At 72.6% G+C, this 25,961-nt stretch carries 21 protein-coding genes and 1 tRNA gene; 11 read left to right on the top strand and 11 right to left on the bottom strand.

Features of this window, described 5'->3' with window-relative positions:
- Nucleotides 1–139: 139 nt before the first annotated feature.
- The 5 genes from AB0O19_RS26625 to AB0O19_RS26645 all read left to right on the top strand — a co-directional run bounded on the left by AB0O19_RS26625 (nt 140) and on the right by AB0O19_RS26645 (nt 5,576).
- Complete coding sequence (locus AB0O19_RS26625; protein WP_063348651.1) at nt 140–1,420, top strand: aspartate kinase; 1,281 nt, start codon at nt 140–142, stop codon at nt 1,418–1,420.
- Complete coding sequence (locus AB0O19_RS26630) at nt 1,417–2,496, top strand: aspartate-semialdehyde dehydrogenase (RefSeq protein WP_363623022.1); 1,080 nt, start codon at nt 1,417–1,419, stop codon at nt 2,494–2,496. The genes AB0O19_RS26625 and AB0O19_RS26630 overlap by 4 nt, the downstream gene beginning before the upstream one ends.
- A 392-nt stretch (nt 2,497–2,888) precedes the next feature.
- Nucleotides 2,889–3,434: a SigE family RNA polymerase sigma factor gene (locus tag AB0O19_RS26635; RefSeq protein WP_363579722.1), complete on the top strand. Its 546-nt coding sequence runs from the start codon at nt 2,889–2,891 to the stop codon at nt 3,432–3,434.
- Complete coding sequence (locus AB0O19_RS26640; protein ID WP_363623024.1) at nt 3,427–4,614, top strand: hypothetical protein; 1,188 nt, start codon at nt 3,427–3,429, stop codon at nt 4,612–4,614. The genes AB0O19_RS26635 and AB0O19_RS26640 overlap by 8 nt, the downstream gene beginning before the upstream one ends.
- A 170-nt stretch (nt 4,615–4,784) precedes the next feature.
- Nucleotides 4,785–5,576 carry an SURF1 family protein gene (locus AB0O19_RS26645; protein WP_363579720.1) on the top strand — a complete coding sequence of 264 codons (792 nt, stop codon included), beginning with the start codon at nt 4,785–4,787 and terminating at the stop codon, nt 5,574–5,576.
- Nucleotides 5,577–5,643: 67 nt separating this feature from the next.
- On the opposite strand, the gene AB0O19_RS26650 is transcribed toward AB0O19_RS26645, so the two are convergent.
- The 4 genes from AB0O19_RS26650 to AB0O19_RS26665 form a co-directional block, all read right to left on the bottom strand.
- On the bottom strand, nt 5,644–6,195 hold the full coding sequence (locus AB0O19_RS26650; RefSeq protein WP_363623025.1) for a hypothetical protein: 552 nt from the start codon (nt 6,193–6,195) through the stop codon (nt 5,644–5,646).
- Nucleotides 6,192–8,162: a prolyl oligopeptidase family serine peptidase gene (locus AB0O19_RS26655; protein WP_363623027.1), complete on the bottom strand. Its 1,971-nt coding sequence runs from the start codon at nt 8,160–8,162 to the stop codon at nt 6,192–6,194. Before AB0O19_RS26655 ends, AB0O19_RS26650 begins: the two co-directional genes overlap by 4 nt.
- A gap of 196 nt (nt 8,163–8,358) precedes the next feature.
- Nucleotides 8,359–9,903 carry an MFS transporter gene (locus AB0O19_RS26660; RefSeq protein ID WP_363623029.1) on the bottom strand — a complete coding sequence of 515 codons (1,545 nt, stop codon included), beginning with the start codon at nt 9,901–9,903 and terminating at the stop codon, nt 8,359–8,361.
- A gap of 77 nt (nt 9,904–9,980) precedes the next feature.
- Nucleotides 9,981–10,358 carry a nuclear transport factor 2 family protein gene (locus AB0O19_RS26665; protein WP_363623031.1) on the bottom strand — a complete coding sequence of 126 codons (378 nt, stop codon included), beginning with the start codon at nt 10,356–10,358 and terminating at the stop codon, nt 9,981–9,983.
- Between the two features lie 191 nt (nt 10,359–10,549).
- Here AB0O19_RS26665 and AB0O19_RS26670 point away from each other — a divergent pair, with 191 nt between their 5' ends.
- Entirely contained in the window at nt 10,550–13,288 is a 2,739-nt protein-coding gene (locus AB0O19_RS26670; protein WP_363623033.1) for an AAA family ATPase, read from the top strand.
- A 73-nt stretch (nt 13,289–13,361) separates the two neighbouring features.
- Here the strand turns inward: AB0O19_RS26670 and AB0O19_RS26675 are convergent, their stop codons facing one another.
- The 4 genes from AB0O19_RS26675 to AB0O19_RS26690 all read right to left on the bottom strand — a co-directional run bounded on the left by AB0O19_RS26675 (nt 13,362) and on the right by AB0O19_RS26690 (nt 17,697).
- Entirely contained in the window at nt 13,362–14,744 is a 1,383-nt protein-coding gene (locus tag AB0O19_RS26675; protein ID WP_363623034.1) for a YDG/SRA domain-containing protein, read from the bottom strand.
- Between the two features lie 93 nt (nt 14,745–14,837).
- Complete coding sequence (locus AB0O19_RS26680) at nt 14,838–16,205, bottom strand: EVE domain-containing protein (RefSeq protein ID WP_363623036.1); 1,368 nt, start codon at nt 16,203–16,205, stop codon at nt 14,838–14,840.
- A gap of 373 nt (nt 16,206–16,578) precedes the next feature.
- Nucleotides 16,579–16,652, bottom strand: a tRNA-Pro gene (locus tag AB0O19_RS26685).
- A 100-nt stretch (nt 16,653–16,752) separates the two neighbouring features.
- Nucleotides 16,753–17,697, bottom strand: a complete 945-nt coding sequence (locus AB0O19_RS26690; protein WP_363623038.1) for a metallophosphoesterase — start codon at nt 17,695–17,697, stop codon at nt 16,753–16,755.
- Between the two features lie 161 nt (nt 17,698–17,858).
- Between AB0O19_RS26690 and AB0O19_RS26695 the strand changes: the two genes are divergently transcribed.
- Entirely contained in the window at nt 17,859–18,314 is a 456-nt protein-coding gene (locus AB0O19_RS26695; protein WP_363623040.1) for a GatB/YqeY domain-containing protein, read from the top strand.
- 135 nt (nt 18,315–18,449) lie between these two features.
- Here AB0O19_RS26695 and AB0O19_RS26700 read toward each other — a convergent pair whose 3' ends face one another.
- Entirely contained in the window at nt 18,450–20,876 is a 2,427-nt protein-coding gene (locus tag AB0O19_RS26700) for a transglycosylase domain-containing protein (RefSeq protein WP_363623042.1), read from the bottom strand.
- Between the two features lie 423 nt (nt 20,877–21,299).
- Here AB0O19_RS26700 and AB0O19_RS26705 point away from each other — a divergent pair, with 423 nt between their 5' ends.
- The gene (locus AB0O19_RS26705) at nt 21,300–21,623 is read left to right on the top strand and encodes a WhiB family transcriptional regulator (protein ID WP_030240986.1); all 324 of its coding nucleotides are present in this window, start codon (nt 21,300–21,302) and stop codon (nt 21,621–21,623) included.
- A 203-nt stretch (nt 21,624–21,826) separates the two neighbouring features.
- Here AB0O19_RS26705 and AB0O19_RS26710 read toward each other — a convergent pair whose 3' ends face one another.
- Nucleotides 21,827–22,945, bottom strand: a complete 1,119-nt coding sequence (locus AB0O19_RS26710; protein WP_363579928.1) for an ArsA family ATPase — start codon at nt 22,943–22,945, stop codon at nt 21,827–21,829.
- 131 nt (nt 22,946–23,076) lie between these two features.
- Nucleotides 23,077–24,162 carry an ArsA-related P-loop ATPase gene (locus AB0O19_RS26715; RefSeq protein ID WP_363623044.1) on the bottom strand — a complete coding sequence of 362 codons (1,086 nt, stop codon included), beginning with the start codon at nt 24,160–24,162 and terminating at the stop codon, nt 23,077–23,079.
- A gap of 208 nt (nt 24,163–24,370) precedes the next feature.
- Here AB0O19_RS26715 and AB0O19_RS26720 point away from each other — a divergent pair, with 208 nt between their 5' ends.
- The 3 genes from AB0O19_RS26720 (at nt 24,371) to AB0O19_RS26730 (ending at nt 25,924) form a co-directional block, all read left to right on the top strand.
- Nucleotides 24,371–24,529 carry a hypothetical protein gene (locus AB0O19_RS26720; protein WP_363623046.1) on the top strand — a complete coding sequence of 53 codons (159 nt, stop codon included), beginning with the start codon at nt 24,371–24,373 and terminating at the stop codon, nt 24,527–24,529.
- Nucleotides 24,526–24,993: a RidA family protein gene (locus tag AB0O19_RS26725; RefSeq protein WP_063348662.1), complete on the top strand. Its 468-nt coding sequence runs from the start codon at nt 24,526–24,528 to the stop codon at nt 24,991–24,993. Before AB0O19_RS26720 ends, AB0O19_RS26725 begins: the two co-directional genes overlap by 4 nt.
- 64 nt (nt 24,994–25,057) lie before the next feature.
- Nucleotides 25,058–25,924, top strand: a complete 867-nt coding sequence (locus AB0O19_RS26730; RefSeq protein ID WP_363623048.1) for an NUDIX hydrolase — start codon at nt 25,058–25,060, stop codon at nt 25,922–25,924.
- The last annotated feature ends 37 nt before the right edge of the window (nt 25,925–25,961 follow it).

A 25,961-nucleotide genomic window follows, 5' to 3' on the forward strand; every position in this document is an offset into this window, starting at 1 on the left:
GAAACGGGCGTCTCATCATATGGAAAGCGCCGGTTGTGGCACCCCTGCTCGGTAGACTGGCGCCGACCGCACAGCCCCTTTTCCCCGGGGGTGCGGGGGCCTGGTGCCCCCGGAAGACGACACAAGTCGAGGAGCGCACGTGGGCCTTGTCGTGCAGAAGTACGGCGGCTCATCCGTTGCGGATGCCGAAGGCATCAAGCGCGTTGCCCGCCGAATCGTTGACGCCAAGAAGGCCGGCCATGAGGTCGTCGTCGTGGTGTCCGCAATGGGCGACACGACGGACGAGCTCATCGAACTCGCGGAGCAGGTGTCACCGCTTCCTGCCGGCCGTGAGTTCGACATGCTGCTGACCGCTGGAGAGCGCATCTCCATGGCGCTGCTGGCCATGGCGATCAAATCGCTGGGGCACGAGGCGCAGTCCTTCACGGGCAGCCAGGCCGGCGTCATCACCGACTCCGTCCACAACAAGGCGCGCATCATCGACGTGACGCCTGGTCGCATCCGCACCGCCCTGGACGAGGGCAACATCGCGATCGTGGCCGGCTTCCAGGGCGTGTCGCAGACCAGCAAGGACATCACCACGCTGGGCCGCGGCGGCTCGGACACCACCGCCGTCGCCCTCGCCGCCGCGCTCAAGGCCGAGGTCTGCGAGATCTACACCGACGTGGACGGCGTGTTCACCGCCGACCCGCGCGTGGTGGCGAAGGCCCGCAAGATCGACTGGATCGCGTACGAGGACATGCTGGAGCTGGCGTCGTCCGGCTCCAAGGTGCTGCTCGACCGCTGCGTGGAGTACGCCCGGCGCTACAACATCCCGATTCACGTACGCTCGTCCTTCTCGGGTCTTCCCGGGACGATCGTCAGCAACGAGAACCCGCACAAGCCCGAAGGGGGCGAGATGGAGCAGGCCATCATCTCCGGAGTCGCCCACGACACGTCCGAGGCCAAGGTCACGGTCGTCGGCGTGCCCGACAAGCCGGGCGAGGCGGCCCGCATCTTCCGCGCCATCGCGGACGCCGAGGTCAACATCGACATGGTGGTGCAGAACGTCTCCGCCGCGTCGACCGGGCTGACCGACATCTCCTTCACCCTGCCCAAGGCGGAGGGCCAGAAGGCCATCGACGCGCTCGGCCGGGTCAAGGAGGGCATCGGCTACGAGTCGCTGCGCTACGACGACGCGATCGGCAAGATCTCCCTGGTCGGCGCGGGCATGCGCTCCAACCCGGGTGTCACGGCGGCCTTCTTCGAGGCGCTGTCCGCCGCGGGCGTCAACATCGAGCTGATCTCCACCTCGGAGATCCGCATCTCGGTCGTCACCCGCGCCGAGGACGTGCCGGAGGCCGTCCGCGCCGTGCACAGCGCCTTCGGACTGGACAGCGAGACGGACGAGGCCGTCGTCTACGGAGGCACCGGGCGATGACCCGGCGGCCGAACCTCGCCGTCGTCGGCGCCACCGGCGCGGTCGGCGAGGTGCTGCTCGGCCTGCTCTCCCTGCGCCAGGACGTCTGGGGCGAGATCCGACTCGTCGCCTCCCCGCGTTCGGCCGGCCGCAAGCCGGTCGTGCGCGGGGTGCCGGTCGAGGTCGTCCCGCTGGCCGAGGAGGCCTTCGAGGGGATCGACGTCGCCGTGTTCGCCGTCCCCGACGAGGTCTCCGCCCAGTGGGCGCCGATCGCGGCCGCCAAGGGCGTCGTGGTGGTCGACGACTCCGCCGCCTTCCGCACCGCCGAGGACGTGCCGCTGGTCGTCCCCGAGGTCAACTCGGCCGCGCTGCGGCTGCGCGCCCGCGGCATCGTCGCCAGCCCCGCCAGCACCACCCTCGCGATGATCGCGGCCGTCGGTGCCCTGCACGCCGAGTACGGGCTCGTTCAACTCGTCGTCGCCTCCTACCAGGCCGCCTCCGGCGAGGGCCGGATCGGCGAGGCGGCGCTGCGCGAGCAGACCGCCCTGGTGGCCGGCACCGAGGTCGGCCGGCAGGCCGGCGACCTGCGCGCGGTGATCGCCGACCACGGGCCGTTCGCCGCCCCGCTCGCGCTCAACGCGGTGCCCTGGACCGGCTCCCTGGTGGACGGCGGCTGGTCCTCCGAGGAGGTCGGCATCCGTGCCGAGGCCCGCAAGATCCTCGGCCTGCCCGCCCTCAAGGTCTCCGCGACCTGCGTCCGCATCCCGGTCGTCCGCACCCACGCGCTGGCCGTGCACGCGCTCTTCGAACGCGAGGTCACCCAGGAGCACGCGCAGCAGATCCTCCGCGACGCCCCGGGGGTCGTGCTGTACGACGATCCGGCGGCCGGCGAGTTCCCCACGCCGAACGACGTGGTCGGGACGGACCCGGTCTGGGTCGGACGGGTGCGCCGGGCCCTCGACGAGCCGGCCGCGCTCGACCTCTTCCTCTGCGGCGACAACCTGCGCAAGGGTGCGGCGCTCAACCTGCTGCAGATCGCGGAGTTGGTGGCCGGTGAGCTGACGGTGACACAGGAAGGCGCGCCGGGAGCGGCGTAGGAGAAGGCGCGGGAAGAGGCCTGGCAGGAAGCCCGGGCGAGGCGCGGGAAGAGGCCTGGGAGAGGGCGCGGGAAGAGGCCTGGTAGGAGGCCCGGGAGATGGCCCGGGAAGGCCTGGAGCCGCCCGCTCCCGGGCCCGCGCGGCCCCCGATCCGGGGAGGACGTGTCCGCTCCTCGACACAATCTGTCCGGAATCCCGATGGAATCCCCTGGAGGCCTCTTCCGCCGATGCGGAAGAATGGCCCCCGGGCTGGGCAACCATGACAGGGGATCGAGTGTCCAACGGGCGTGGCGAACGTGATGGTGGGAGCAGGGGCGGGCATCCCGGCGAGAGCCGTGGTGGCCTTCCCCTCGCGCGCCCCGTGGCCGGCGAGTAGGCCGGAAGACGACCAGATGACCGCGGTCGCACCCGGTGCGGCGGGCTCCGGTGCCGGTACCGACGCGGGTACCAGCGAAGACCTGCTCACCGAGACCTACCAGGCCCACTACGGCTCCCTGCTGCGGCTCGCCGCGCTGCTCCTGGACGACCTCTCGACCTGCGAGGACGTCGTCCAGGAGGCGTTCATCCGGGTGCACGCCGCCCGGCGCCGGGTCCGCGAGCCCGAGAAGACCCTGGCCTACCTGCGGCAGACCGTCGTCAACCTGTCCCGCTCGACCCTGCGCCGACGGATCCTCGGCCTGCGCCTGCTGCCCAAGCCCATGCCTGACATGGCCAGTGCAGAAGAAGGCGCTTACGATGCGCTGGAGCGCGACCAGTTGAAGGCCGCGCTCCGTGGTCTGCAACGCCGTCAGCGGGAGGTTCTGGTGCTGCGTTACTTCGTGGACATGACGGAGGCGCAGGTTGCCGAGACCCTCGGCATCTCGCTCGGATCGGTGAAGGCCTACGGCTCGCGCGGACTCGCCGCCCTGCGCATCCAGATGGAGGCCGGGCATGGCTGACGGCGCCGGGCGGTGGCCCTCGGACGGTGAGGGCGACGGGCTCTCCGCCGAGGAACGAAGCGTCCGCGACCTGATGCGCGGCGCCGTCGCCGGCATCCAGCCCGAACCCGGCGGCCTGCCGCGGATCCGGTACGCCGTACCCCGCCGCCGGGCCGCCCGGCGCGGAGCCTGGACCGGCGCCGTCGCCCTCGCCCTCGCCGTCGCCGTCGCCCTGCCCGCCCTGCACGACGGTGAGCACCTGGGCCTGTCCGGCGGCCCCGGCTCGGCCGACGCCAGCAGCCCGGCCCCCGCCGCACCGACCGGCACCAGGGCCGGCGGCGCCCCCGGCACCGGCACGCCCTCGCGGCCCGGCCCCAGCGGCACCGGCGACACCGCGTCACCCTCCGGCACCCCCACCGCCTCACCCAGCCCCGGCGCCAGCACCACCCGCGCCGATGGCACCACCGCCCCGGCCGCCCCCGCCGCCAGTACCGGCGACAGCCCGATCACCCCGCTCTGCACCCGGGCCGACCTCGGCCAGGGCGGCGCACAGGTCGGCCCGGCCGACGCCGACGGCCGGATCCACGGCTCGTTCACCGTGTACAACGTCTCCGGCCGCAGCTGCCGGCTCGGCGGCCCCGGCGCCGTCGCCGTCACGGCGGTGAGCGGGACCGACCGCAGCCGCGTGCGCACCGCCGACCACGCCGCCGGCGACCCGGCCGGCGACCTGCCCGCGATGGACGCGGAGCCCCCCGTCCTCGCCCCGCAGGCCGGCTACCGGGTGTCGTTCGACTGGATCCCCGACCGGACCTGCCCCACCTCCGGCGGCAGCACCGCAACCACCGGGCCCACCAGCCAGGGCGGCGCCAACCAGGCCGCCGGGGCCTCCCAGGCACCCGCCGCCGCCACCGGTGCCGCCCCGGCGGCCTCGGACGCCTCGGCGGTCCCCAGCACCAACCCCCAGGCCAGCTCGTCCCCCAGCGCCGGGCCCACCAACGCCCCCAGCCCCACCGCCACCCCGACCGGCAACCCCACCACGGCGCCGGCCACCGCCACCATCGCCCACACCCCCGCCCCCGGCAGCCCTGCCGTTGCCACCGCGACCTTCCCCGTGGCCTGCGCCGGCACCCTGTACCGCGGCGGCGTCCAGGCGGTGGGCGCACCGGCGTCGCCGCCGTCGGACACGCCCCCGGCGGGCTGACGGGCTCCGCGGTCCGGCGGCGGTCCGGCGGCGGGCGGTCAGGGGAGGCGGTCGGGGCCGGGCGGGCAGGGTTGGACGGGCAGGGTCGGACGGGCGACCAGCCGGTCCGGAGTGGCCGATGGCGGACCCCTGCGGCCGGGACGGGTGTGAGGAGTGGTTACCGTGGGGGTGTGTACCGGTTCCTCCTGACTCCGCGCTGGCTCGGCGGCACCGCGCTGGCCGTCGCGGCCGTGGCGGTGTGCGTCTGGCTGGGCTCCTGGCAGCTCGGCCGGTTCGAGGACCGGTTCTCGTCGCACCAGGAGACCAAGCAGACCGTCACCGCTTCGAGTGATGTGCGGCCGATCGACGACCTGCTCAACCAGGCCACCCCGCAGGTGACCACCGAGACCGTCGGCAAGCCCGTCACCGTGACCGGCAGCTACGACGCGGAGCACCAGCTCCTCGTCCCGAACCGGATGGTCGACGGCAAGCAGGGCTACTACGTGCTCACTCCGCTGCGCACCGCCGACGGCCGGTTCGCCGCCGTGGTCCGCGGCTGGGCGCCCGGTGCGCCCGCCGAGGGCGCGTCCGCGGCCGCGCCGCCGCCTCCCGGCCAGGTGACCGTCACCGGGCGGCTGCAGGCCGGTGAGTCCAGTGGCAGCAACGGCGCCGTGGCGGGCGGTCTGCCGGCCGGTCAGCTCGGCACGGTCAACCGGGCGGCGCTGCTCAACGCGCTCGCGTACGACGGCTGGTACGACGGCTGGGTCGCCGCCGACGCGGTGCCGGCCGGGCTGACCCCGGTGCCGACGGTCCAGCCGCAGGGCGGCGACGGGCTCACCCTGCGGGCGTTCCAGAACCTCGGCTACACCCTGGAGTGGTTCGTCTTCGGGGGCTTCGTCATCTTCATGTGGTTCCGCCTGGTGCGCCGCGAGGGGGAGGCGGAGCAGGACCGGGCCCTCGGACTGGACCCGGTCCTGGACTGACCTCCGCGGTTCGGCGCCCCTGCTCGGCCGGCCCCTGCTCGGCTGGCCCCTGCTCGGCCGGCCCGCCTCAGCGGGTCGGCTTGCCGGGGACGGAGGGAGCGGACGGCAGGGCCGGGACGACCGGTGCGGTCGTCGGCTTACCGGGCGCCGTCGGGGAGGACGGCACCGGCGTCGGCGACTCGGTGAACGCCGGCTCGTCGTGGCACCGGCCGTGGCCGCCGCTCACGTCGTCGTTCGAGTCGTAGCGGTCGATGTGGTGGTGCACGGTGCGCCCGGTCTTCGTCCCCTTGGAGCCGGAGCCCTTCGACCCGGAGCCCTTCGAGCCGGACGAGCCCTTCGAGCCGCTGGATCCCCTGGCGAGCTGGACCGCGTCCTCGCCCGCCGCAGGCGCGTACGCCGCCCGGGCGACGGCGGGTCCCGGCCCCGGCGCGTTCGGCCCCGCTGCGCTCGCGCGGGTCGCGGTGGCGGCCGGTGCGGCCGGTGCGGTTGGCGCGGCCGTGGTCGGCGTGGGGCCGGCCGGGGGCGGGCAGGCGGCCTCGGCGCCGTGCCCGCCCGAGCAGCCGGTGAGCACCAGGGCCCCGGCCACCGCCACCCCCGCGAGCGTCAGCAGACGCCTCACACCGTCTCCCCGTCGCCGGCCTCGGTCCCGGTCTCGGTTCCGGCCGCGGCCTCGGTCTCCGACGCCGCGGTGAGGTGCCGCCGGACGAAGTCGATCTCCAGCCGCAGCTGCTTGATCCGCTCCTCCACCACCAGCGACCCGTGCCCCGCGTCGTACCGGTAGACCTCGTGCGGCTTGCCCAGCTGCTCCAGCCGCTCGACGTAGTTCTCGATCTGCCGGATCGGGCAGCGCGGGTCGTTGACCCCGGCGCTGATGTAGACCGGCACCCGCACCTGCTCGACGTAGCTGAGCGGCGAGGAGGCGGTGAATCGCTCCGGGACCTCCTCCGGGGTGCCCCCGAAGAGGGTGCGGTCCAGCGACTTGAGCGCTTCCATCTCGTCGGCGTACGCGGCGTGGTAGTCCGCGACGGGCACGGCGGCGACGCCCAGCGTCCAGCTGTCCGGCTGGACGCCGATGCCCAGCAGGGTCAGGTAGCCGCCCCAGCTGCCGCCGGTGAGCACCAGCCGGCGCGGGTCGGCGAGGCCGCTGGCGACCGCCCACTCCCGGACGGCCGCGATGTCCTCCAGCTCGATCAGGCCGACCCGCTCGTGCAGGGCGTCGGTCCAGGCCTGGCCGTAGCCGGTGGAGCCGCGGTAGTTGACCCGGACCACCGCGAAGCCGTGGTCCAGCCAGGCGGCCGGGCCGGCGGCGAAGGAGTCGCTGTCGTGGTGGGTGGGGCCGCCGTGGATCTCGAACACGGTCGGGAAGGGCCCCTCGCCCGCCCCGGCCGGACGCTGCACCAGGGCGTGCACTCGCCCGCCGGGCCCGTCCACCCAGATGTCCTCGACCGGGACGGAGCCGGGCGGCACCGCGCCGGGCGCCCGCAGCACGACCGTCCCGGCGGTGGAGCGGACGGCGGAGGGCTCGGCGGCGGAGGACCACAGGTACTCGACGGTGCCGTCCGGGCGGGCGGTGGCGCCGCCGACGGTGCCGCGCGGGGTGTCCAGCCGGGTCAGCCGACCGTCGGCGAGCGTGTACGAGAACAGTTCGCTGCGCGCCTCGTACTCGTGCTCGACGAGCAGCGCCTCGGCGCCGGGGCACCACTGCGCGGAGACGTCGCCGGGCAGCTCGCGCCCCTGCTCGTCGCGCAGCGGCAGCGCGGTCTCGGCGCCGGTGGCGACGTCCCAGATCATCGGCTCCCAGCGGCCGGTGCGCTGGTGGGCCACCAGCAGCCGGGTGTCGCCGTCGACCGGGGCGAAGCCGAGGCAGGCGACGCCGCGCGGCTCGTCCCGGCCGGTCACCTCGTCGAGTTCGGCGACGGTTTCGACGGTTTCGGCGGGCTCGCCCGTCGTGCCGCTCGTGCCGCTCGTGCCGCCCGTGCCGCTCGCGCCGTCCGAGAGGCGGACGATCCGGATCGCGGAGTGCATCGCGTCGCCGTGCTCGGTGTGGTCGATGGCGAGCAGCGTGCCGTCGTAGCTGAGGTCGCCGACGCCGCCGTACTCCGCGTGCCGGTAGATCTCGACGGCCTCGGCCGCTCCGGGGCGGCGCAGGTGCAGGGTGGTGCCGTCCTCGTCGGTGGAACGTCCGACGACCACCGTGCCGTCGCGGCCGAGCGCCAGGCCGGCCGAGTAGGAGGGGGCGAGGCCGGGCACGGCCTCCTCGTCGGGGGTGCCGGCGCTGCGGTCCGCGGGCCCGCCGGCGAAGGGCTGGCGGCGCCAGACGCCGAACTCGTCCCCGTCGTGGTCGTCGAACCACCACACCCAGGCGCCGTCGGGGGACAGCTCGGCGTCGGTGGTGCCGTTCGGCCGGTCGGTGACCTGCCGGTGGGTGCCGGTGACCCGGTCCCAGGCGTAGACCTCGTAGGTGCCGGTCGCGTTGGACACGTACAGCGCCCGGTCGGGGGCGTCCTCGGCCCAGTCGGGGAGTGACACCCGTGCTGCCCTGAACCGCTGCTCCCACGCCGGTACGGCGCTCTTCTCCTCGCTCATCCGACCATCCAACCCGATCGGGGGGACAGAACGGAACGGGCGGGCGACGGAACGGGGCGGGCGGGGGACGGAACGGGGCGGACGGGTGGCCGCAGCTCACCCGCGCGCCCCACCCGCCCCGTCCCTCCCACCCCCGTTCCCGGGATCCCGTCCGCTCCTGGGAGCCCGTCCGCTCGTGCGCGCCCGCTCGGTCCCGCTAGCCCTTCCGCGGCAGCAGCCGGACCAGGCCCACCAGCACCAGCTCCAGCGCCGCCAGCGCCGTCACGCTGCGGCCGAACGCGGCCGCCGGGTCGCCCCCGCCGTAGTAGAGCAGGCCGATCAGTGCGATGCCCAGCGCCCCGCCGACCTGCTGCACGGTGGCCAGCACCCCGGCGGCCGACCCGACCAGCTGGGGCTCGACCCCGGCCAGCACCACGGAGGTCACCGGGGCGATCACCAGGCCCATCCCCAGGCCGTCCACGAACAGCCCCGGCGTCAGCCACCACACGCTCCCGCCCGGCGCGCCGTACACCGCGAGGGCGAGCAGGCCCAGCCCGACGGCCATCAGCAGCCCGCCGACGGCGATCGTCCGGGCCCCGCCGAGCCGGGCGGCGACGCGGTGGGTGGCGTTGGAGGTGAGCAGGTAGCCGAGGCCGATCGCCGTGAACACCAGTCCGGCGCCGAGCGCGTCCAGGCCGCGGCCCAGCTGGAGGTACAGGGCGAGCACCAGGAAGAAGGACGCCTGGCCGAGCCAGAAGGCGAGCTGGGCGAGCAGACCGGCGCCGAAGGCCCTGGTCCGGAACAGCCGGGTGTCGACCAGCGGGGCGGCGGGGCCGGAGCCGCTGCCGGAGTCGGGGGCGGAGTCGGTGGCGGAGCCGGAGCCGGGGGCGGTGGCGCGGGTCCGGGTGCGGTGCTGATGCACCACGAAGCCGGCCAGCAGGGCGACCGCGCCGCCCAGGCAGAGCCAGGTCCACAGCGGCCAGCCCTGCGCGGGGCCCTGGATCAGCGGCAGCACCAGGGCGGTCAGCGCGGTGGTGACCAGCAGCACGCCCACCGGGTCCAGGCCCGGCCGTTGCGGGGCGCGCGACTCCGGCAGGCAACGGCGGACCATGGCCAGGGCGGCCAGGCCGATCGGCAGGTTGATCAGGAAGCAGCTGCGCCAGCCGAGGCCGAAGAGGTCCGCCCGGATCAGCAGCCCGCCGATCAACTGGCCGAACACCGCGCCGACGCCCATGGTCAGCCCGTACCGGGCGAAGGCCCGCGCCTGCGCCGCGCCGCTGAACGCCGTCCGCAGGATCGCCAGCACCTGCGGGCCCATCAGCGCCGCCGCCAGGCCCTGCACCACCCGGGCGCCGACCAGCGCGGCGGCGGTGGGGGCGAGGCCGCAGCCCGCGGAGGCGAGGGTGAACAGGGCCAGGCCGAGCCCGAACACCCGGCGCCGGCCGTACCGGTCGCCGAGTCGGCCGGCGGTGACCAGGCCGGCCGCGAGGGCCAGGCTGAATCCGGCGATCACCCACTGGACGGCGGCCGGTCCGGCGCCCAGGTCGGCCTGGACGGACGGGACGGCGACGTTGACGACGAAGAAGTCGAGGGCGGTCATGAAGGTGGCGGTCAGGACGACCGCCAGCAGGCCGCGCGGGGCGCCGGCCGCCGCCTCGGCCCCGGGCGCGGTGGTGCTCGCGGCGGTGCCCGCGGTGCCGGGCGCATCGTCGGGCGCATTGCCGGTCGCGGTCGATGGGCGGGTGGTCAGGACGGAGCTCATCTCGGCTTCTCCTCAGTGGGGTTGGGGGGAGTGGGTCGGGGGCGGTGGGGGTGGCCCCCGACCCGTCCGGCCTGCCGTCAGGCGCCCGGGACGCGGTCCAGGAAGCCGTACACCGAGCCGATCCGCCCGTCGGGCGAGGCCACCAGGACGTCGAAGCCGATCACCACCGGCTCGGCGCCGGCCGGCCCGAGGTTCCAGGTGAACCGGGCGATGTCGTGGTGCGCGTCCACCGGGCCGAGGGTGAACTCCAGCCCGGGGAACTGGCCCTGGGCCGCGCCGATCAGCGCGTCGATCGCGTCCCGGCCGGCGACGGCGGCCAGCGGGTCGGTGTACCGGCCGTCCACGGCCCACACCTCGTCGATCAGCTTGCGGCGGGCGCCCGGGTCGGTCTCGTTCCAGACCGCGAGGTAGCGCTCGGCGAGCTGCTGGAGGGCGGTGGCGGTGATCTCGGTCATGGTCTTCTCCCGTGTCCCGGTGGGTGGTTGAGCGGCTCGTTCCCGCTGCTCACCAAGGTAGGGACGGGCCGGTGCGGGCGAATCAGTCACGTATCGGCATGGGGGTACGTAGCGTCCGGCGGGGGTACGTAGGTGTGCTCGGCGGGCCCGCCCGCACCTGCGGCCGGGAGGGCCTCGGTAGGGTCGGGGGCATGCTGTACGGGAGGGAACACGAACAGTCCGTCGTGGCAGGACTGTTGGACGCGGCACGCGAAGGCCGCAGCGGGGTGCTGCTGCTCCGGGGCGAGCCCGGGATCGGCAAGACCGCGCTGCTGGACCACGCCGTCGGGCGGGCGGGCGAGGCGTTCCGGGTGATCCGGGCGGCGGGCGTCGAGTACGAGGCGGAACTGCCCTTCGCCGGGCTGAGCCTGCTGCTCGCACCCGGCCTCGACCGGCTGCACGCCCTGCCCGGGCCGCAACGGCGCGCCCTGGAAGCGGCGTTCGGACTCTCCGAGGAAAGCGCCCCGGTCGACCGGCTGCTGGTCGGGCTCGCCACCCTCGGACTGCTCGCCGAACTCGCCACCGAAAAGCCCCTGTTGTGCGTCCTCGACGACGCGCAGTGGCTGGACGACGCCTCCCTCGACGCCCTGCTGCTGGCCGCCCGCCGGCTCCAGGCCGAAGGAGTCGCCCTGCTGCTCGCCGCCCGCACCGGCGGCGGCGCACCGGAACTCCCGACCACGGGCTTCCCCGAGCTCCGGCTGAACGGCCTGCCCGAGCCCGACGCCGCCCGGCTCCTGGACCACCGGGCCGGCCCCGGCCTGTCCGCCGCCGTCCGCGAGCGGCTGCTCGTCGAGGCGGCCGGCAACCCGCTCGCCCTCACCGAACTCCCCATCGCCACCGGGACGCAGGCGAACACCCACGGCTCGCCGCCGCCCGCGCCCGGCGGCCTGCCGCTCACCAGCCGGCTGCTGATCGCCTTCCACGGCCAGGTCACCGGCCTGCCCCCGGCCACCCAGACCCTCCTGCTGGTCGCCGCCGCCGAGGAGACCGGCGAGCTCGACGTCGTCCTGCCCGCCGCGGACGCCCTCGGCGTCCCCGCCGAACACCTCGGCCCCGCCGAGGAATCCGGCCTGGCGAGCGTCACCCCCGACCGCCGGATCGCCTTCCGCCACCCGCTCCTGCGGGCTGCCATCCTGCAACGCGCCCCGCACCACCAGCGGCTGGCGATTCACCAGGCCATCGCCGGAGCACTGCCGGACGGCGACCGCCGCACCTGGCACCAGGCCCACGCCGCCACCACCCCCGACGCCGCCCTCGCCGACGCGCTGGAACGCACCGCCGTCCGCGCCGAGGCCCGCGGCGCCCACGGCGGCGCCGCCGCCGCGTACGAGCGGGCCGCCCGGCTCACCCCGGACCGCGACGCCGCCACCCGCCGCCTCGTCCTGGCCGCCGAAGCCGCCACCGAAGAAGGGAAGTTGGTGCGGGCCGAGACGCTCGCCGACGAGGCCGGGGCCCGCACCGACAACCCCCTGGCACACGCCCTGCTCGACCAGGTCCGGGCCACCGCGCACTTCTGGCGCGGCTCCTACCCGACCGCCTACCGGCTGCTGCTCGACGCCGCCGGCACCGCCATCGAGGCGCCGCACGCCGCCCGGATGCTGTTCCAGGCCTTCCACACCGCCTGGTACGCGGGCGAGGAACCGGTGATCGCCGTCCTCGACCGGCTGGCCGCGCTACCGCTCGCCGACGACGACCCGCTCGCCCCGCTCGCCCGCCACCTGCCCGCCGCCGTACTCCCCGCCCTCGGCCGGCCCGCACCACAGCCCCCCGCCGCCCGCGACACCGCTGCGGCAGCCCGCAAGGCCGGCGCCGAAACCCCCGTCGACCTCGTCCAACTCTGCGGCGCCACCCTCATCCTCGGCCGCGACGACGAGACCGCCGAACTCGGCGGCGAACTCGTCGCCGAAGCCCGCGCCAAGGGCACCATCGGTGTGATGCCCACCCTCCAGTTCTTCCTCGCCGAGGCCGAACTCTTCCACGGCCGCCACCGCGACGCCGAAGTCACCGCCACCGAAGCCCTCGCCCTCGCCCGTGACACCGGCCAGCACCAGTGGACCAGCCAACTCACCGCGCTCCTCGCCTACCTGGCCGCCCTCGACGGTGACACCGACCGCTGCACCCGGCTCACCGCCGAATCCCTCGCCACCACCGGCCCGCAGACCGCCGCCCCCGCGGCCGGCCGCCCCTGGGCCCACTGGGCACTCGCCCTGCTCGACCTCGGCCACGGCCGCGCCGGCGACGCCGCCGACCGCCTGCGCACCCTCACCACCGGCCCCCACCGGCACCACGTCAGCGCCACCCGGGCCGTCCCCGACCTGGTCGAAGCCGCCGTCCGGTTCGGCACCCCCGAACGCTCCGCCGAACCCTACGAACGCTTCGCCCGCTGGAGCGCCGCCGCCGACCGCCCCTGGACCGAAGCGCTCCGACTCCGCTGCCAGGCCCTGCTCGGCCCCGACGAACTCGCCGAATCCGCCTACCGCGCCGCCCTCGACCTCCACGAAGGCACCCACCGCCCCTTCGAGCAGGCCCGCACCGCCCTCCTCTACGGCGAATGGCTGCGCCGCTCCCGCCGCCGCACCGACGCCCGCCCCCACCTGCGCGCCGCCCTCGAAACCTTCGAACGCCTCGCCGCCCACCCCTGGGCCGCCCGCGCCCGCACCGAACTCACCGCCACCGGCACCCCGGCCCCCACCACCAGCCCCACCGGCACCCCCGACTCCCCCCTCACCCCCCAGGAACTCCAGATCGCCCGCCTGGCCGCCCAAGGCCTCACCAACCGCGAGATCGCCGCCCAACTCTTCCTCAGCCCCCGCACCATCGCCCACCACCTCTACAAGGCCTACCCCAAACTCCACATCACCTCCCGCACCGACCTCCCCACCTCCCTCTGACACCCCGCCCACACCAAAGGGCCCTCCCGAACACCTCCGGCAGGGCCCTGGGCCTTATTCCCCGACGTCGCCCTCACCCTTCGTCGCCGGCTCCATCGTCCTGCCCGTGTTTCCACCTCTCGGAGTGGTGCTCTCGGTGGTAGGCCAGGTACCCCTGATCGATTCGATGACCACGAACCTCACGCAGCCTCCCAAGGTGGGCACCCGTGGCACGGTCGGTAATTGTCAGGTCATCCGCGATGGACAGCATGCCGAAGTCGAACAGTGTGTGGTGGTTGGGACACAAGCACAGGATGTTGTCGGCAAGATCAGGCCCGTTGTGTGGCTTGCCCAGGGCCCGAATATGCGCAGCTTCTGCGTAGGCGCCCGTGGGCGTGGCAAGTCGCGTGCCGCACACCTGGCAGGTGAAGCCGTGGACGCGCTTAACGTAGTTCGCCACCTTGGTACTACGGATGATCCGCTGAAAGGTGGTCTCCACGCGTGTCGTATTCTTCCGACCTTCCGGTGCCTGACCTGCCGGATCCTGAGTGACCGTTTCGTCAGAAGAGATCTTTGTCAGTCGGTAGCGCCAGACCAGGAATTCGGATTGACCAACGGCATGCCAGAAGGCTTCAACCCGGAAGAGCCCATCGTAACGGTAACCGGTATCTGAATCGCCTTTGACCACTCGTACCGGAATGCCAGTTGTTTGGCTGGTCACAAGAGCGGCATTTCCGCGAGTAAGAGTCTGGTCGCGTATCTGCCGACCGGTGTTGTCGTCACGCCCACCCTGTCCGGTGTAGATGATGACGTCATCGTGGTCTTCGTCATCCTCGTAGCCGCCGGACAATACGATGGACTCCGCTCCGCCGTCCGTGGTGCCGCAGATGCCTGCCCGGAGCGGCCGGTGCACGGCGACGTCACGCAGTGCCTGCCGGTTTGCGAAGACGCGACCCACCTCGATCCCCGGTACGGCCCCGTATCCGTCAAAATCGGCGATGCCGAGTCGGACATTTTTCAACAAGTCTGCGCGCTTCTCTGTATCGAAGAATCGACTCAACAGGGTGTCGACCACGCGTTTGCGAGCCGCAGGGGCAGTCGCCATCAGCTCGTAGAAGTCGTGCTCCAGTCCGCCCAGTGGCTCGTGGTCATCGAGCCATCGCTGGAGTCCCGACCCGCGGGCTGCCGGAACCTCGCCTTCGTACCCGCGGAGCTCCCACAGTCCAGACCGGCTCAAGGCCACGAACGGATACTCCGGCGAGGGGTTCGCCCCAGTGCGCCCGAACTCCTCAAGCAACGGTTTGAGCTCAGCCCGCGCCTTCGTCCAGCGCACCATTCGCGGCTGGTTCGCTGCCGCTCGCCCGATGGCCCACAGCAAGGTGATCGGCTGGTGTCGGGCAGGCTGCCCAGACGACCGATCGACGCGCAAGGCAGCCACCGCCGCGCAGAGAGCATTCACCCGACTCGTCTTCGACATTGAGCCCCCAACTGATCCATCAGGCGAACTTTGTATCGCGAAACGCATGCGGGCCCGGGACAGTTCCGCAACCTGGAGCACGGCTGGCCACGGTCAGAGGGCCTGCGGCTGCTCCCAGACCTTGGCGTCTGCCCCCGGCCACGCAAGCACCACCCCGGCGCGTTCACAGATGCCCAACCAGCGTTCTTCCAGCGGAGTCCGCTCCAACCACAGGACTCCACGAACCCGCGGGGCTCGCGCACTAAGCTGGTCCACATAGTCAAGCAACTGCCCTATTCCGGTGCGCAGTTGATGAGACTCGTTCTCGGGTCGCAAGGACTTCACCTCGATCACCGTCAGGGTGTCCCCGTCGTGCCAAGCGATATCAAAGGCGGGGTCGGCCGGAGTCGGCGACAGTGGCTTCATGCCACGGGCCTGCGCCTCCTTGGCGAGCCCGTTCTGAAGTTGCCGATGCATGCTGAGATTTCGCCCCACCAGCGCCGGGTCCGGGGTGCTTGGGGCAGCCGGCGCTGGGACGGTGGTCTCGTCTTCGACGCGGTAGTCACTGCCCACTGGTACGCCTGGGGCGGTTACCGCGGCCCCCAGCCGGATCAGGTGGAAATGGATCACTTTCCGCTTCGGCCCGCCGTTCGTGGACTTGGCGCTGCCCCATGAGTACGGCTCGTTGGGATCGAGAATCCACTCACCCGCGTAGCGGACGATGCCCCGGCTGCCGATGAAGAGGCGAAGGTGTCGACCGTCCCGGAGGTGGTCCCGGATGGCCTTGTTGCCTTTGGCGAAGACCTGATCGCCGCTCTGCCCCTCACCGGTGTAGCGGAAATGGTCGTCAGACTCCCAGAGGTCGTCATAGCCGTGCTGTTCGCCCGTGCTGGCGTCCGTGAAGAACAGAACGTTCTTGGACTGCGATGACGGACTAATTCCTCCTTGACGGCTGCCCCCGTAGCGGTCGTGGAGTTCGACTCGGCGGATCTGATCGCCCGGCTGGAGGTGCCAGCCATCGCCTGTCGGAATCTCGCTGTCCAGCCCAGAGGCTACGGCTTGCTCAGCCCTGGTGGCCAGCGCGTTCCACTGCTCGTTCGTGAGGCGGTGGGGATTTCCGGCGAACGGCTGGGACAGGATTCCGGCACCAGCGAAGACTTCATTGTTGATGAACCAAGCTCGCGGGATTGGGAATTCCAGCCACTTCTCAACCTTCAGCGGCACGGCATCCCGGGCGCCGGGCGGTTCTACCCAGTACTGATGGTCCGCCCTCTCGTCGCCACTCCAGCGCGGCTCACCTGTGAGCTCGCCAAGCGCCACGACACCACCGCCTGGACCGCTCACCCACAGCGCAAACGGATCGCCTTCTTGCATCTCGTTGAGGTAGCGCCGGACTGTCCAGGAGTCCAACTCGCCGTTGTCTGCCCGCAGGTCGTCGATACGGAACCTCGCTGGGTTGCACACCAGAATCCACGCTGTCATGGCACTCGCCCTTCCCCCACTGTCGTAGAGCCACAGCGTAGTCACGCGGTGCAGATGATCCTATGGATGGGGCCCGGGAGGAGCCTTGCTCTACAAGAGCTGCTGTCCGCCACCCCGCGTGACCTGCGGCGGACCCCGTGCCCGTTCCCCAGCCGGCGCCCCGCCGCAGCCCGAAACTCACCGCCACGTACTGCCCGATCAGCGCGGCCGTCACGAGGGAGGCCTATCGGAAGTAGATCCACCCGGTGGTCCAGACCGGTGCGACGGCCATGGGTGATCTGTTCGCGGAAGATCGTGAGGCCCAGTCACTCAGTTGGTCACGCAAAACGCCAGAGGGCCCACCGGATTTCTCCGGTGGGCCCTCTGTACTGGGTCGGGGTGGCGGGATTTGAACCCACGGCCTCTTCGTCCCGAACGAAGCGCGCTACCAAGCTGCGCCACACCCCGGTCCTGCGGTTTGTTGCTCCGTCTCCTTCGCAACGAGTAGAACTCTACCGGACGCTCGCCGAGACACGAAATCCGGTTCTTGGCGGGCGTCCGGTGCAGGTCAGCGGGGGGCCGGGGTGAGGGTGAGGAGGGTGGCCTCGGGGGGGCAGGCGAAGCGGACGGGGGTGTAGCGGTTGGTGCCGCAGCCGGCGGAGACGTGGAGGTAGGAGCGGCGGCCGCCGGCCTGGTGGGTGGAGAGGCCCTTGACCCGTCGGGCGTCGAGGTCGCAGTTGGTGACCAGGGCGCCGTAGAAGGGGATGCAGAGCTGGCCGCCGTGGGTGTGGCCGGCCAGGATCAGCGGGTAGCGGTCGGCGGTGAAGGCGTCGAGGACGCGCAGGTAGGGGGCGTGGACGACGGCGAGGGAGAGGTCGGCGTCGGGGGAGGGGCCGCCGGCGACCTCGCTGTAGCGGTCGCGGCGGATGTGCGGGTCGTCGAGGCCGGTGAATTCGAGGTCGAGGCCGCCGATGGTGAGCCGGCCGCGGGTGTTGGTGAGGTCGAGCCAGCCGGCCGTGTCGAAGCCGTCGCGGAGCTTCTCCCACGGGTTGTGGACGGCGCCGGTGACGCCGCGGCGGCCGGTGCCGTCGGCGTTGTTGAGGCCGTGGGCGCCGCTGCGCATCGCCTGGAGGTAGCGGGCCGGGTTCTTGCGGGCCGGGCCGTAGTAGTCGTTGGAGCCGAAGACGTAGACGCCGGGGAAGTCCATGAGGGGTCCGAGCGCGTCCAGGGCGGCGGGGACCCCGAGGGGGTCGGAGAGGTTGTCGCCGGTGTTGACGACGAGGTCGGGGCGCAGGCCGGCGAGGCTCTGCAGCCAGCGCTGCTTCTTGCCCTGCCCGCTCACCATGTGGATGTCGGAGACCTGCAGTACCCGGATGGGCCGGGCGCCGTGGGGCAGGACGGGGACCTCGACCCGGCGGAGCCGGAAGGAACGGACCTCGTACCCGACGGAGTAGGCGAGGCAGGCGGCGCCGGCGGCGGCGAAGCCGAGGGGAACGGAGTACAGCGGTCGCATCGCTCCATGCTCTCAGACGGTGGATCAGCCGGTGAACGTCCGGTGGCCGTGCGCGGATACGGGGCCGCCGGCGGGTCCGCTACGTGCCAGCGGGCCCGTTGCCTGCCGCCGGGCCGGTTAATGGCAAGCGACCGAACGTCGCAGGTGGGAGACTCGGGGCCATGACGACGCTCAAGGCGAAGCTGCACGAGGACCTCACGGCCGCGATCAGGGACCGGGACGAGCTGCGCTCGTCCACCATCCGGCTCACGCTGGCCGCCGTCACCAGCGAGGAGGTGGCGGGTAAGGCGAAGCGCGAGCTGTCCGATGACGAGGTGCTGAAGGTGATCGGCCGCGAGGCGAAGAAGCGCCGGGAGGCGGCGGAGGCGTTCGACACCGCCGGCCGGGTGGAGCAGGCGGCCCGGGAGCGCGAGGAGGGCGAGGTGCTGGCGGGGTACCTGCCCAAGCAGCTCTCCGACGAGGAGCTGACCGCGATCGTGGCGGCCGCCGTCGCCGAGAGCGGGGCGGCCGGTCCGCAGGCGATGGGCGCCGTGATGAAGCTGGTGAAGCCGAAGGTGGACGGCCTGGCGGAGGGCGGCCGGGTGGCCGCCGCGGTGAGGGCGGCGCTGACGGGCTGAGCCCCGCCGCCAGGCCCGAAGGGCGCCAGCCGGCCAGGGCCCGGATGGCACCGTCCGCGGAGCCCGAAGGGGCGCCCTCCGAGAGTGGTCTCGGAGGGCGCCCCTTCGTCGTGTCGTGCCCGGGTCGGGGGCCGGTCAGCCGTTGTTGCCGCCGTGCTTGCCGCCGTTGCCGTTGCCACCGTTGCCGCCGTTGTTCCCGCCGATGACGCCCGGCGGGAAGGTGAACCCGCCGCCGATCATCCCGCCGGCGTTGTTGCTGCCGCCGCCAGGGTTGCCCCCGCCCGGGTTGCCGCCGCCGGGGTTCCCGCCCGGGTTGCCACCGGGGTTGCCGCCAGGGTTCCCGCCCTGGGGCGGCGGGTTGCCGCCGGGCTGCTGCTGGGCGGGGTCGGCCGGCGGCGTGGCCCCGCCGGTCTGGTTGGCGTTGGGGTCGGTCTTGGGCGCCGGGTCCGGGATGTTGATGGTCTGGATCTGCTCCGGGGACGAGCCCTTGAGGGCCTGGTTCATCGCGAGCTGCCAGATCGGACCGGGGCCGTCGGCGCCGAACACCTCGTCGAAGTGCTTGCCGCCGATGTTGATGTTCTTCATCTTGACGCCGCCGGCCGGGCCGCCGAGCCAGACGGAGGTGGCCAGCGACGGGGTGTAGCCGCTGAACCAGGCGGCCTTCTTCTCGTCGGTGGTACCGGTCTTGCCGGCGATCTGCCGGCCGTCGTCGAGCTTGAGCGCGGCCGCGGTGCCCTTCTCGGTCACGTTGAGCAGGACGGTGTTGAGGGCGTCCGCGGTCTGCTCGGAGAAGGCCTGGCTGCAGGTGGTCTGCGGGACCTTGACGTCCTTGCCGTCGACCGTGCTGATCTTGTTGATCGCGATCGGGGTGCAGTACTTGCCGCGGGCCGCGAAGGTCGCGTAGACGTTCGACATGGTCAGCGGGCTGAGCTCCAGGGTACCGAGGACCATCGAGGGGACCTCCTGGAAGGCGTCGCCCTTGGCGGACTGGGTGATGCCCAGCTTGTTGGCCATCTGCTTCATCGCGCAGAGGCCGACCTGCTGTTCCATCTGCACGAAGTAGGTGTTGACCGAGAGGGCCATGGCCTGCTTGAGCTCGTACGGGCCGACCTCGCCGGCCGACTCGTTCTTCACCGTGGCCCTGGGCTTGTCGGTGTTCCTCCAGGTGCCCGTGCAGGTGGTCATCTGCGGGTAGTCGATCTTGTTCTCGGAGGGGAACGGCTGGGTGGGCGACAGGCCCGACTCCAGGGCCGCCGCGGCGAGGATCGGCTTGAACGTCGAACCGGTCTGGAAGCCGTTGCCGCCGCCCATCGCGGAGTCGACGTTGAGGTTGACGACGGTCTGGTTCTTGTTCGGGTCCAGGCCGTACGGGCGGGTCTGGGCCATGGCCAGGATCTTGCCGGTGCCGGGCTCCATCATGGTCGCGGCGGCCGAGACCGTGTCCGTCACGTTGACCTTCTTGGTGACGGCGTTCTGGGCGGCGGCCTGCTTGTCCGGGTCCAGCGTGGTGTAGATGTTGAGGCCGCCGGTGTCCCACAGCTTCTTGCGGTCGGCGGCGCTCTTGCCGAACGCCGGGTCCTGCTTGACCACGTGGCGCACGTAGTCGCAGAAGAAGCCCATGCCGGCCTGGGCGGTGATGCAGCCGTTCTGCGGGTCCTTGAACTTCAGGCCCAGCGGGGCGGCCTTGGCCTCCTTGGCCTGGTCCGCGGTGATGTGCTTGTTCTCGAGCATCTTGTCGATCACGACGTTGCGGCGCTTGACCGTGTTGTCGGGGTAGCGCACCGGGTCGTAGGACGACGGGTTCTGCACCATGCCGGCCAGGGTGGCGGCCTCGGCGACGGTCAGGTCCTTGTTGCTCTTGCTGAAGTAGCGCTGGGAGGCGGCTTCGATGCCGTAGGCCTGGTGGCCGTAGAAGGTGATGTTGAGGTAGTTGGTGAGGATCTGGTCCTTCGACAGGTCCTCCTCCAGCTTGATCGCGACCTTGAGCTCCTGGATCTTGCGACCCAGGGTCTTGCGCTGCGCCTCCAGCACCGCGGCCTGGTCGTCGCCGGCCTTCTCGACGTTGACGTTCTTCACGTACTGCTGGGTCAGCGTCGAGGCGCCCTGCGAGGTGGTGCCGCTCTCGGCGTTCTTGCCGATGGCGCGGAGCACGCCCTTGAGGTCGACGGCGCCGTGCTCGTAGAAGCGGGCGTCCTCGATGTCGACCTGGGCGTGCCGCATGAACGGTGACATCTGGTCGGCGGTGAGGACGGTGCGGTCGCGCTCGTACACCTTGGCGATCAGGCCGCCCTTGGCGTCGAAGATCTGCGTCGCCTGGGTGAGCGGCGGGGTCTTGAAGTCGTCGGAGATGTTGGAGAAGCTCTCCGCCGTGTCCTTGGCGGTCAGCCCGATGGCGCCGACGGCGGGCAGGGCGAGGCCTGCCAGCAGGACTCCGGAGAGCACGCTGACGCCCAGGAACTTCACTCCGTGTCCCGCGATGTCGAGCGGCGACTCGCGGCGCTTATCGCGCGGAGCTCCGGTGTTGCCTGGGGGCTGGGATGCCTGGGGGCGCTTCGGTGCCATGAGGAGAACCCTACGTCGCGGAATCCCGCCCATAGGGGCAGGTGTTCCCCTACGCTTGTCACAAGCTTGCGACAGCTTCGGTGCGTCAACACCATTCACTCTTGTGAGTGCAGAGACTTGCCCGAATTGCCCGATATTAGAGGGTTTTTGAGGCAGCTGTGGCCTGCTGTACCCGTGTGGACGGTAGCGCTCCGTGATGACACGCGTGGCGAGAGTTGCCGCGCCGCGATTGACAAGGCTTGCGACCTGCGATCACTCCAACGAGTGAGCTGACCGGTACCCATAGTCCAATCGGGTCATTCGAGATTGAGCCCGGAGGGGCTGTTGCTCGCTGTCGTTCTTCCGTAACGTCCTCAACTGGCAACGGTGAATATGCCGTTGCCGCCGTGGGGGAGCCTCGATACGGGAGAGGACGGCGCCGGGATGGGCTGGGTTGACGACTGGAGTGCGCAGGCCGCCTGCCGCACGAGTGATCCGGACGAGTTGTTCGTCCAGGGGGCGGCGCAGAATCGCGCCAAGGCGGTGTGCAGCGGTTGCCCCGTCCGCACGGAGTGCCTGGCGGACGCACTGGACAACCGGGTCGAGTTCGGGGTCTGGGGCGGGATGACGGAGCGCGAGCGCCGGGCGCTGCTGCGCCGCCGCCCGACGGTCATCTCGTGGCGGAGACTGCTGGAGACGGCCCGCACCGAGTACGAGGAGTCCCTCGCGACCGGCGTGATACTGACGGACTACGCCCAGGCGGGCTGAGCACACCGGCGCGGTGCGGACCCGCGCCGTGGCAGACCGGTGCCGGGGGGCCATCGGGCTGAGGACATCGGTGCCCAGCGCACCCGTGTCCGGCGCACCCGCGCTGAGGACGTTCGGACTGAGGACATCCGCGCTGAGGACATCCGTGCCGAGGACGTTCGCGCCGGGCGCACCGGTGTTGGGCGCCCGGGCCGGGCCGGTGCCTACGCGGTGCCGCTGAGCCGGTCCCCGATGGCGCGCAGCCCGTCCAGGTCGTGCACGTCGCCCGGCAGCGCGGCGACCTCCACGATCGGCACGTCCGGGTACACGGAGACGAAGCGGTCGCGGGTTCGGCGCTCCCGCCCCATGATCTGCATCCGTTCGGCGTGCAGCCTCAGCAGCCCGGCCGCGAGCAGTTCGGCCTCGGGCGAGGCGTGCTCCGAGCCGTTCTCCTCCAGCGCCTCGGCGGCCGCCAGCGCCCGTTCCGCGGTGAGCTGCGGCGCGCCCGAGCCGTGCACCCGGTTGAGCACCAGACCGGCCAGCGGCATCCGGTCCGCGGCGAGCCGGTCGACGAAGTACGCCGCCTCGCGCAGCGCGTCCCGCTCCGGCGCGGCCACCACCAGGAACGCCGTGCCCGGCGCCTTGAGCAGCTGGTACGTGCGGTCGGCGCGCTCGCGGAAGCCGCCGAACATCGAGTCCATCGCGCTGACGAAGGTCTGCACGTCGGTGAGCAGCTGGGCGCCGAAGATCTTGCCCAGGGTGCCGGTGATCAGGCCCATGCCGGCGTTGAGGAACCTCATCGCACTGCGGCCGCCGACCTTGGCCGGGGCGGTCAGGATCCGGATCACCCGGCCGTCGAGGAAGGAGCCGAGCCGGTTGGGCGCGTCCAGGAAGTCCAGTGCGGAGCGGGACGGCGGGGTGTCGACGACGATCAGGTCCCATTCCTCGGCATCGCGCAGCTGCCCGAGCTTCTCCATCGCCATGTACTCCTGCGTGCCCGCGAAGCCGGCCGACAGGGACTGGTAGAACGGGTTCTCCATGATCGCCTTGGCCCGTTCGGGCTCGGCGTGGGCGAGCACGACCTCGTCGAAGGTCCGCTTCATGTCGAGCATCATGGCCTGCAGCTCGCCGTTGCCGGTGACCCCCTTGACGACCCGGGGGGTGTTGTCCAGCTCGGTGAGGCCCATCGACTGGGCGAGCCGGCGGGCCGGGTCGATGGTCAGAACGACGACCTTGCGGCCGCGTTCGGCGGCCCGCAGGCCGATCGCCGCGGCGGTGGTGGTCTTGCCGACGCCGCCGGAGCCGCAGCAGACGATGATCCTGGTCCTCGGGTCGTCGATCAGCCCGTCGACGGCGAGCCGGCTGCCGGCGGCCCGGACACCGCTGCCGCCGTCGCCGACCCCGCCGCTGCTACCGCCGCCGTGGGCCCGGCCGGCCCCGCCGTTCCCGCTGGTTCCGTTGGTTCCGTTGGTGGTCACGCCGCCCCCTGCCGCTTCAGTTGGCCCGCCAGCTGGTACAGCCCGCCGAGGTCCACGCCCTCGCCCAGCAGTGGCAGTTCGTACGTGGGGAGCCGCAGCTGCTGGAGGTCGGCGCGCTGCTCGCGCTCCAGCTCGACCCGCTCGGCGTGCTCCCTGGCCTGCTCCAGCAGCGGGTCGAGCAGCGGCTCCACCGCCGCCCGGACCGTCTCCGGCTTGCGCGAGCGCCCGCCGAGCCCGGCCTCGCCGAGGGCCAGGGCGACCTCCTCGCGGTGGTCCCCGTCCACCGCGGCCACCGCCGCGGCGTCCAGCACCGGCGGCCGGACCATGTTGACCATCACCCCGCCCACCGGGAGCCTGGCCTCGCGCAGCTCGGCGAAGCCGTCGACCGTCTCCTGCACCGGCATCTCCTCCAGCAGGGTGACCAGGTGCACCGCGGTCTCCGGCGACTTCAGCACCCGCATCACGGCCTGCGCCTGGGTGTGTATCGGCCCGATCCGGGCCAGCCCGGCGACCTCGGCGTTCACGTTCAGGAACCGGGTGAGCCGCCCGGTCGGCGGCGCGTCCATCACGACCGCGTCGTAGCGGCGGCGGCCGTCCGGGCCCTTGCGCCGGGCCGCCTCGCAGGCCTTGCCGGTGAGCAGGACGTCCCGGACGCCGGGCGCGATGGTGGTCGCGAAGTCGACGAAGCCGACCTTCTGCAGCGCCTTGCCGGCCCGGCCGAGCTTGTAGAACATCTCCAGGTACTCGAGCAGCGCCTGCTCGGGGTCGATGGCCAGCGCGAGCACCTCGCCGCCGCCGCCTCCGCCGCCCCCGTCGTCGGGGGGCAGGCCCAGCTGGGCGCGGGAGACCGCGGCGATCCGGCGCTCCTCGTACGGGAGGGCGGCGATGCCGAACAGCTCGGCGATGCCCTGGCGCCCCTCGACCTCGATCAGCAGCACCCGGCCGCCGTCGGCGGCGAGCGCCAGCGCCAGCGCGGCGGCCAGCGTGGTCTTCCCGGTGCCGCCCTTGCCGCTGACCACGTGCAGCCGGACGCCCTCCCAGTCGGGGTCGCGCCGGGCCGCCTGGCCGGGGGTGCGTGCCACGCTCCGTCTCCGTCCGTCTCGTGGGCCGGGGCCGCTCCGTCGGCCGGCCCGAACTACCGGTGCCCTCTCGCGAGGGTAACCAGGGAGCGCGCCGGATGCCCGGAGCACCAGGGGGGCCGGGCCTGAATCATGCCCCCTTTGTGGGCCACCTCACACGCCGGTCCGTGGGCGGCGCCGATCGCGGTGGCCGCTCGTCTAGAGTCTGGCCATGACCAAGTGGGAATACATGACGGCGCCTCTGCTCGTGCACGCCACCAAGCAGATCCTGGACAACTTCGGCGCGGACGGCTGGGAGCTCGTCCAGGTCGTGCCGGGCCCGAACCCGGAGCAGCTGGTGGCCTACTTCAAGCGGGAGAAGAACGCATGAGCAAGGTCGAGGCCAAGCTCGCCGACCTGGGGCTGACCCTGCCGCCGGTGGCCGCTCCGGTCGCCGCGTACGTGCCGGCCCTGCGCTCGGGCGAGTTCGTGTTCACCTCCGGCCAGCTGCCGGTCGTCGGTGGCAAGCTGCCGAGCACCGGCAAGGTCGGCGCGGAGGTCTCCCCGGAGGAGGCCAAGGAGCTCGCGCAGACCTGCGCGCTGAACGCGCTGGCCGCGATCAAGTCGGTGATCGGTGATCTGGACCAGATCGAGCGGGTCGTGAAGGTGGTCGGCTTCGTCGCCTCCGCCCCCGACTTCACCGGTCAGCCGGGCGTGATCAACGGTGCCAGCGAGCTGCTGGGCAAGGTGCTGGGCGAGGCCGGGGTGCACGCCCGCAGTGCGGTCGGCGTCGCGGTGCTGCCGCTGGACGCCCCGGTCGAGGTCGAGCTCCAGGTGCGCGTCAAGAACAGCTGAGCGTGATCGCGAAAGGCGGGGTTGGGCCTGTCCAACCCCGCCTTCGTGCGCTTAGCATCCGGGCATGGACCATCGAGCGACGACGCTCCCGATGCCGCCCGGTTGGCCCGCCCGGATCCGGGCGGTCGACTCCGGCGTGCTGACCCCGCCGGTGCCCAGGCTGGCCGCGACGGTCGTGCTGCTGCGCGACGCGGCCGCCGGGCCGCAGGCGTACCTGCTGCGCCGGCGCACCTCGATGGCCTTCGCGGCCGGCATGTACGCCTACCCGGGCGGCGGGGTGGATCCGCGCGACGCCGAGGTGGAGACGGGCTGGGCCGGACCGGCGCCCGAGGAGTGGGCGCGACGGCTCGGGGTGGACGCCCGGACGGCGCGGGCGGTGGTCTGCGCGGCCGTCCGCGAGACCTTCGAGGAAGCCGGCGTCCTGCTGGCCGGCCCGGACGCGGACAGCGTCGCCGCGCCGCGCGACTGGAGCGCCGAGCGGGCGGCGCTGGAGGCGCACGAGCTGTCCTTCGCCGAGTTCCTCCGCGACCACGCTCTGGTGCTGCGCAGCGACCTGCTGGGCGGCTGGGCCCGCTGGGTCACCCCGGAGTTCGAGGAGCGCCGCTACGACACGTGGTTCTTCGTCGCGGTGCTGCCGGCCGGGCAGAGCGCGGCCCTGGAGGTCGGCGAGGCCGACCGGGTGGCCTGGCTGACGCCCGCCGAGGCCGTTCTCGGCTACCGGGAGGGCCGGTTCGGGATGCTGCCGCCGACCGTGACGGTGCTGCGCGAGCTGGAGCCGGTGCGCACCGCCGCGGAGGCGCTGGCCGCGGCCGCCGGGCGGTCGCTCGAGCCGGTGCTGGGCCGGGCCGAGGTCCGGGGCGACCGGATGACGGTCCGCTGGCCCGGGTACGACGAACTGACCATCGACGGGGACTTCCCCGAGGACGCCTGACCGCCCGGCGCCGCCCTCGTCGGCACTGTCGCCGACG

This window comes from Kitasatospora sp. NPDC091276 (assembly GCF_040684355.1).
GTDB lineage: Bacteria > Actinomycetota > Actinomycetes > Streptomycetales > Streptomycetaceae > Kitasatospora.

Excerpts from the sequence above, each read along its gene's own strand:
- AB0O19_RS26720 (WP_363623046.1), top strand. The coding sequence starts at position 24,371 with ATGACCAAGTGGGAATACATGACGGCGCCTCTGCTCGTGCACGCCACC.
- AB0O19_RS26730 (WP_363623048.1), top strand. The coding sequence starts at position 25,058 with ATGGACCATCGAGCGACGACGCTCCCGATGCCGCCCGGTTGGCCCGCC.
- AB0O19_RS26630 (WP_363623022.1), top strand. The coding sequence starts at position 1,417 with ATGACCCGGCGGCCGAACCTCGCCGTCGTCGGCGCCACCGGCGCGGTC.
- AB0O19_RS26670 (WP_363623033.1), top strand. The coding sequence starts at position 10,550 with ATGCTGTACGGGAGGGAACACGAACAGTCCGTCGTGGCAGGACTGTTG.
- AB0O19_RS26690 (WP_363623038.1), bottom strand. The coding sequence starts at position 17,697 with ATGCGACCGCTGTACTCCGTTCCCCTCGGCTTCGCCGCCGCCGGCGCC.
- AB0O19_RS26640 (WP_363623024.1), top strand. The coding sequence starts at position 3,427 with ATGGCTGACGGCGCCGGGCGGTGGCCCTCGGACGGTGAGGGCGACGGG.
- AB0O19_RS26725 (WP_063348662.1), top strand. The coding sequence starts at position 24,526 with ATGAGCAAGGTCGAGGCCAAGCTCGCCGACCTGGGGCTGACCCTGCCG.
- AB0O19_RS26660 (WP_363623029.1), bottom strand. The coding sequence starts at position 9,903 with ATGAGCTCCGTCCTGACCACCCGCCCATCGACCGCGACCGGCAATGCG.
- AB0O19_RS26695 (WP_363623040.1), top strand. The coding sequence starts at position 17,859 with ATGACGACGCTCAAGGCGAAGCTGCACGAGGACCTCACGGCCGCGATC.
- AB0O19_RS26705 (WP_030240986.1), top strand. The coding sequence starts at position 21,300 with ATGGGCTGGGTTGACGACTGGAGTGCGCAGGCCGCCTGCCGCACGAGT.
- AB0O19_RS26635 (WP_363579722.1), top strand. The coding sequence starts at position 2,889 with ATGACCGCGGTCGCACCCGGTGCGGCGGGCTCCGGTGCCGGTACCGAC.
- AB0O19_RS26665 (WP_363623031.1), bottom strand. The coding sequence starts at position 10,358 with ATGACCGAGATCACCGCCACCGCCCTCCAGCAGCTCGCCGAGCGCTAC.
- AB0O19_RS26675 (WP_363623034.1), bottom strand. The coding sequence starts at position 14,744 with ATGTCGAAGACGAGTCGGGTGAATGCTCTCTGCGCGGCGGTGGCTGCC.
- AB0O19_RS26655 (WP_363623027.1), bottom strand. The coding sequence starts at position 8,162 with ATGAGCGAGGAGAAGAGCGCCGTACCGGCGTGGGAGCAGCGGTTCAGG.
- AB0O19_RS26700 (WP_363623042.1), bottom strand. The coding sequence starts at position 20,876 with ATGGCACCGAAGCGCCCCCAGGCATCCCAGCCCCCAGGCAACACCGGA.
- AB0O19_RS26680 (WP_363623036.1), bottom strand. The coding sequence starts at position 16,205 with ATGACAGCGTGGATTCTGGTGTGCAACCCAGCGAGGTTCCGTATCGAC.